The organism is Burkholderia sp. Ac-20353 (genome assembly GCF_017104785.1).
Classification (GTDB): domain Bacteria; phylum Pseudomonadota; class Gammaproteobacteria; order Burkholderiales; family Burkholderiaceae; genus Burkholderia.
Genome location: NZ_JAAGPL010000310.1, coordinates 1 through 6,304 on the forward strand (window position 1 = coordinate 1; position 6,304 = coordinate 6,304).

The following is a 6,304-nucleotide window of genomic DNA, read 5'->3' on the forward strand; positions in this document are numbered from 1 at the left end:
TCCGTCGAACGCCAGCGGATCGAGCGCGCGGTAGCCGGGCATCGCGCCCGGCAGCTTCTGGAAATAGTCCGCGTACTTCGGCAGCGCCTGGTAGCGCACCGGCGTCTTCGCCTCGAGGTAGCGCAGCATTTCCGGTGCGCGGTCGAGATACGCGTCGAGCTTGTCGGCGGGCGTGGCGCCTGCCGTGCATGCGTCGAGATAGGTGCGCGCGGCGTCGCGCGTGTCGGTCGCGCCGAGCTCGCCGATGTGGTGATTGCACGGCACCCAGATGCCGCCGCCCGACACGGCCGACGTGCCGCCGTACAACCCGGTCTTCTCGATCACGACGACCGAGAGGCCGCGGTCCGCCGCGCGGCAGGCCGCGAGCAGGCCGCCCGCGCCCGAGCCAACGACGACGACGTCGAATTCGTATTGCTGCGCTTGCGCGTCGTTCATCGCCGCCTCGTCAGATGAAGAAGTCCGTGTTGTCGCGGCCGAGCATCACCGCGCCGAGGTTCTGGCCGAAGCGGTCGACGTTGTTCGCGTAGTGCGCGCGCGCCGCATGCAGGTCGAGGAAGCGCCGCACCAGCGGATTGCGGTGATAGATGCCGTTGCCGCCCGCGTAGCGCAGCAGCGCGTTGGCCGCCTGCGCGCAGCGCTCGGCGACCTGCGCCGACTGGTAGCGGAAATGCACGCGCCGCTCGATCGACACGGCCGGGCCGCCGTTCGCGGCCGCCATCAGCTCGGCGAAATTGCGCCTGAGCAGCACGCGCATCTCGTCGATCGCGACCGCCGCGTTCGCGCATGCGCCCTGCGCACCCGGATCGTCGGTGGTCTTCGTGCCGCTGTTCGTGGATATGCGCGTCGCCGCATACGACGTGAAATCGTCGAGCGCGCCCTGTAGCGCGCCGATGCACGACGTGCACACCGCGCGTACGAAAATCTGCGCGAACGGCAGCCTGAACAGCGGCGCGTCGTTGATTGCAAGCCCCGGACTCGTGCCCATCATCCCGTCGACGGCCTTGTGCGTGCGGTACGCGGGCACGAACACGTCGTCGACGACGATGTCGTGGCTGCCCGTCGCGCGCAGGCCGAGCACGTCCCAGTCACGCTCGATCCGGTAATCGCGCTTCGGCAGCAGGAAGGTCCGGTATTCCGGCGGCTCGCCGGCCTTCGCCGGCGGCACCAGCGCGCCGAGGAACACCCAGTCGCACAGTTCGCTGCCGCTCGAGAACTTCCAGTGGCCGGACAGCCGGAAGCCGCCGTCGACCGGCGTCACGCGGCCGACCGGCATGTAGGTCGACGCGATCAGCGTCGCCGGATCGTCGCCCCACACGTCCTGCTGCGCCTGCTTGTCGAACAGCGCGAGCTGCCAGTTGTGCACGCCGACGACGCCGTACACCCACGCCGTCGACATGCAGCCGCGCGCGAGCGCCATCTGGATGTCGAAGAAGGTCTGCGGATCGAGTTCGTGGCCGCCGTAGCGTTTCGGCTGCAGCACCTTGAAGAAACCGGCGGCCTGCAGGTCGGCGACCGTCTCGGCCGGGATGCGGCCCTGCGCCTCTGCCTGCGCGGCCCGGCCCGCGAGTGCCGGGGCAAGTTCCTCCGCCCGCGCGATCAGCGTGGCGGCCAGGGCGTTCGAATCGTTATCGCGATGCACGGATGTCTCCTATGTCGACCGGAGTTGGCGCTTCAGCGCCTGCTCAAATGGTTGTCGTTGCGATCGATGGTGTTCGCGGGGCGCGTGCGCCGCATCGTCCGAAAGGACGACCGGCGCGGCCCCGCGCGTCACGCGTACTTGCGCTGCGCTTCGCGGTTGAAGAACGGAATCACGTGCTCGCCGATGTTGCGGATCGTCTCCATCTGCGCGTCGTGCGGCACCGTCCCCATCTGGCACAGGAACAGCACTTCGTCGACGCCGGCTTCCTGCAGGCGGCCGACGTAGCCGATGCAGTCGTCCACCGTGCCGTACGCGTGGTTCGGGTTCATCATCGCGAGCGCCGGGTCGGCGAAATTGACGACCACCTCCTCCGACGCGAAGCGCGAGCGGATCACCATTTCGCCGCTGTCGGCCTGCACGAGGTCGTCACCCCACTTCGACGGGTCCGGACGCTCGCCGCCCGTGTACCAGTACGCAAGCGACTCCATGAAGTAGCGCTGGCCGCGGATGCCGATCTTGCGGGCCTGCTGGCCGTCGGCGAGCACGACCGTCGGGCACAGCGCGGCAAGGTGCTGGGTCGGGCGGAAGCCGACCTGGTCTTCCGGCTTGCGGTTCGCCCACGCTTCGCGGTAAACCGCGTTCTTCTTCGCGACCTCGTCCGGGCCGCCGAAGCCGAGCACGAGCGCGCCCATCCCGCGCTGCCCCGCGCGCAGCAGCGCGTCGGTGTTCGTGCACGCGAGATACATCGGCGGGTGCGGATCCTGGAACGGCTTCGGATGGATCGGTCGCTTCGGAATCTTGATGTACGTGCCGTCGTGTTCGATCTCGTCCTGCACGAACATCTTCGGTACGAGGTACATCGATTCGTCGATCATCGGCTGCAGCTTGTCGAGCTCGTAGCCGAACGCGCCGGCCTCCTGCTGGCTGCCGCCCTTGCCGACGCCGAAATGCACGCGGCCGCCCGACAGGATGTCGAGCAGCGCGACGCGCTCCGCGACCTTGATCGGATGGTTCATCGCCGGCGGCAGGCAGACGACGCCGTGGCCAAGGCCGATGCGCGTCGTTCGGCCAGCGAGGTACGCAAGGAACGTTTCCGGCGCGCTCATGTGCGCATAGTTGGTCAGCGACGTGTGCTCGACGCACCAGATCGTGTCGAAGCCGACCTGCTCGGCGAGCAGCGCCTGTTCGACCGTCTCCTGGAACACGCGGTGGTCGCCTTCGCGCGACGCGTCGGTGGTCTGGGCTTCGTAGATGAGGGAAAACTTCATTGCGTGCGTCTCCATGGATGTTGGACGTGTCGGGGTCGCGCAGGCCATCTGCGGCACGCAGACGGAAAGCGACGGTCCACGGATGGGAGTGTCGGCGCGCGCGCGGACGTGGGCATCGTCTGTTTGGAGTAACGGGGCACGTTCGCGGACAGAGGGGTTTCACCGTCATCCGATCGGACTGCGTGCGACCGCACGGGGTCGCGCTAGGATCGTCCGGCGGCGTCGTGCACGCCGCATCACGACAAGGGAGACAAAGGATGAAGGTTTCGATGCTGCTGTATCCGGTCGACGATATCGACACGGCATTGCCGCTGTTCGTCGACGGCCTGGGTCTGAACGTGAAGTTCCGCGATGGCGAACGCTATTGCGCGCTCGACGGCGGCCCGCTGACCATCGCGCTGGTGGCGGGCGACGAACAGATCGTCGAGCGCGCGGCACTGACGCTGCGGGTTGATGAGGATGACGATCTGTATGCGGCGATGGCGCGCGTCGTCAAGGCGGGCGCGTCGGTGCGCGTGCCCGTGCAGGCGGGGCCGCACGAGTATCGCGCGGTGCTCGAGGACCGCAACGGCGCGCTGCTCGTGATTTCGCAGAAACGGGCGGCGTGAATGTTACACCTGCGGCCGGACCTGCGTGCCGCACCTGTGCTCGCGTGAGCGGTCCGTCCGGCGGGCCGCCACGCCCCGTCGCTGCCCGCCTGCTATCGGATCAGGCTCAGGATCGGCATCAGCCGCACTGCCAGAGGAATTTCGCGCCGGGTTCGGCGCAGCCGCAGTGGAACACGTAGCCGCAACCGCCGCCGCCGAAGTTCATCGCGGTGCGGTGGTGGGGCCCTTCCTCGAGTTGCGCGACGAACGACATCGCGTTGTCGCACGCGTCGCAGCAAGGCGTTTCGTCGGCCTGGAGCCACGACGGCTCGCCGCCCACGCAACCCTGGATTCGCCGCAGCGCGCCGTCGTGCTGCTGCGCCCATTGCTGGCGCGCGGCGTCGTAGTGCGCGGCGTCGACATCCTCGATGCGCGCACCGTAGTCGGTATCGCGCACGACCGTGTCGCCATCCGGCGCGGCCGCAAGCTTGCCGGCGTCGTCGGCCGCCACGACCAGCGCGCGATTGCCGCCGGCATCGGCGTCCCATTCGTCGCACATCCCCGGCGAATTCTGGCACATGAACAGCAGCACGAGCCGGCCGGCCGCGTCGCCTTCGAGCGCGATCTGCCCGAGGAACTGCATCGGGCCGTCGCAATTCGTGCAGCACGGCCAGTCGAATTGCGCGCCGGCCGGAATCGACGGCAACCCGCCGAAGCGCGTCACCGCCGCCGGCGACGCCGGCGCATCCGTGTCGATCAGTAAGCGAATCATGCGATCTCCTTCGATTGACGGCCGGCCGATGTCGCCGGCACCGGCAGATTAGAGTCGCATTCGCGGCAGGCTGCAAGCGGCAGCGCAACGGACGAGATCCGGCCGCCGCGCGCATCGGGACATCGGGACATCGGGACATCGCGGCAAGCGCGCTGCCCGCCCGTCCCCGTCAACCGAGCGGCACCACGCTGCCGAGCAGGATTCGCACGAGCGTCGCCTGGCGCGTCACGCCCGTCTTCGAGAAGATCGCACGCAGGTGCGTGCGCGCCGTGTTCTTGCTGATCCCCGATTCCTCGGCCGCTTCCTCGAGCGTCATCCCGTTCGTCAGCAGCAGCGCGAGCGACGTTTCGGCCGGCGTCAGGTCGAACAGCTTGCGAATGATCTCCTGCGCGCCCTGCGGCTTGCGATCCGGATCGCGCACCAGCAGCGCGACGGCCGGCCGCCGCTTGTTGTCTTCCGACCAGTCCGACATCAGGATCGTGCGCACCAGCAGCCCGAGGCGCGGCTTGTCGAAGTTGCGGGTGACCGGCATCGCCTCGACGATCGCGGACGCGGTGCCGTGATGGCCCATCACCGCATGGCGGATCAGCCGCTGCAGCGTGCGGTTCTCCTGCGCATCGGTCGCCTCGATCGTGCCGCGCGCGGCGCACAGGCCGTTGCCCTGCTTGAGGATCTCGTCGGCGACGCCGTTCATGTCGATGATCGCGCCCTTTTCGTCGAGCGTGATCATCCCGACCTGCATCCGGTTCACGGCGTTTGCGTAGATCGACCGTTCGACTTCGGCCGTGTCGAGCCGCGAATGCAGTTCGACCGCGCGCTTCAGGTGCGGCAGCAGCAGCCCGCAGATCGCCTTGTCGCGCGCTGAAAACGGTTTCGACGCGTGCTTGCGGCACACGCGGAACCGGCACTCGACGCCGGACGGCGTGCGCAGATCCGCACCGAGGATGTGGCGCACGTCCGACGGCTTCAGGAACTGCTTGTAGAACTCGCTCGACAGCCAGCCCGTTTCGCCGAACACCTCGTCGGCCGTCACGACGCGATCGGCCGGCAGGCCAATGAACGGGTCTAGCGAATAGTAGTACGAATTGTATGATGCCTCGCCGTCGCCAGGCACCACCGGGCCGAACTCCGACGCATGCACCGACAGCGGCGCGCGGCGATCGCTCGCGGCCGCGCGCAGGATCAGCGTCACGTAGTTCGCGTCGAGCCAGCGCCGCACCAGCTCGAGCGCGCCCGCCCACGGCGGCGTCTCGAGCGGTCCCTGGTAAATCCGCGCCATCAGCTCGCTGAACTCCGCGACGCTGAGGCCGGCCTCCTCCATCGTTGACTGGCTCTCTTGCGGAGCCCATCTTGTCTCCATCAGCACGCTCCATCCTCCATGCGACTCGTTCAATCCGATTCAGCCGCGCCGCCAAGCTTAAGACGCGTGTTGATCGGCGTCATCGGGAGATTTACTGAAGACGGAGCTTTCGCTATCCGGACGACCGAACCATCGTCCAATCGGATGATGTGACGCGCAGGCCACTGCGCTGGAATGGCCGTCAGGCCGCGCCGGCAAGCATCTGGCGCGCTCTCAGGGAAAACCGCGATGCGGGTATACCTGATTCGATCCGCACCCGATTCAGACAGGAGTTCCGATGCCGCTCGACCCCCAGGCGCAGGCGTTGCTGGCCGCGTTCGCCCAGGCACCCGCGATCGATTTCGATCAACTGACCGTTCCCGCTTACCGCGCGATTCTCGCAGCCGGCGGCGCCTTTGCTCCCGGCGACGCGATCGCCGCCGAGGAGGATTGGCGCATTCCCGCATCGGGCCACGTGTTGCCCGCGCGGCTCTATCGCCCACACGCCGACGGGCCGTTGCCGCTGACCGTGTTTTTCCACGGCGGCGGCTTCGTGTCCTGCGGCATCGATTCGCACGCGAATCTGTGCCGCAGCCTCGCGCAGCGCGCACGCACGCTCGTGCTGTCGGTCGACTACCGGCTCGCGCCCGAGGCGCGCTTTCCGGCGGCCGCGCACGATGCGTTCGACGCGGTGCGCTG

The 6,304-nt window shown here is 68.1% G+C and carries 7 protein-coding genes; 2 read left to right on the forward strand and 5 right to left on the reverse strand.

Features of this window, described 5'->3' with window-relative positions; genetic code table 11:
• From G3N94_RS38735 to G3N94_RS38745, 3 genes are all read right to left on the reverse strand, one after another.
• On the reverse strand, window positions 1-435 hold a 435-nt coding region (locus G3N94_RS38735; protein WP_205799484.1), incomplete at its 3' end, for an FAD-dependent oxidoreductase.
• 10 nt (window positions 436-445) lie between these two features.
• Window positions 446-1,639, reverse strand: a complete 1,194-nt coding sequence (locus G3N94_RS38740; protein ID WP_205799485.1) for a flavin-dependent monooxygenase — start codon at window positions 1,637-1,639, stop codon at window positions 446-448.
• A 128-nt stretch (window positions 1,640-1,767) separates the two neighbouring features.
• Window positions 1,768-2,907, reverse strand: coding sequence for an LLM class flavin-dependent oxidoreductase (locus tag G3N94_RS38745; RefSeq protein WP_205799486.1), 1,140 nt, complete (start codon window positions 2,905-2,907; stop codon window positions 1,768-1,770).
• A gap of 257 nt (window positions 2,908-3,164) precedes the next feature.
• Here G3N94_RS38745 and G3N94_RS38750 point away from each other — a divergent pair, with 257 nt between their 5' ends.
• The gene (locus tag G3N94_RS38750) at window positions 3,165-3,515 is read left to right on the forward strand and encodes a VOC family protein (protein WP_205799487.1); all 351 of its coding nucleotides are present in this window, start codon (window positions 3,165-3,167) and stop codon (window positions 3,513-3,515) included.
• 118 nt (window positions 3,516-3,633) lie between these two features.
• On the opposite strand, the gene G3N94_RS38755 is transcribed toward G3N94_RS38750, so the two are convergent.
• Entirely contained in the window at window positions 3,634-4,266 is a 633-nt protein-coding gene (locus tag G3N94_RS38755; protein WP_205799488.1) for a hypothetical protein, read from the reverse strand.
• A gap of 169 nt (window positions 4,267-4,435) precedes the next feature.
• The gene (locus G3N94_RS38760) at window positions 4,436-5,626 is read right to left on the reverse strand and encodes a helix-turn-helix transcriptional regulator (RefSeq protein WP_205799489.1); all 1,191 of its coding nucleotides are present in this window, start codon (window positions 5,624-5,626) and stop codon (window positions 4,436-4,438) included.
• A gap of 277 nt (window positions 5,627-5,903) precedes the next feature.
• Here G3N94_RS38760 and G3N94_RS38765 point away from each other — a divergent pair.
• Window positions 5,904-6,304 (forward strand): alpha/beta hydrolase fold domain-containing protein (locus tag G3N94_RS38765; RefSeq protein ID WP_205799490.1); only part of this gene is annotated, 401 nt, incomplete at its 3' end.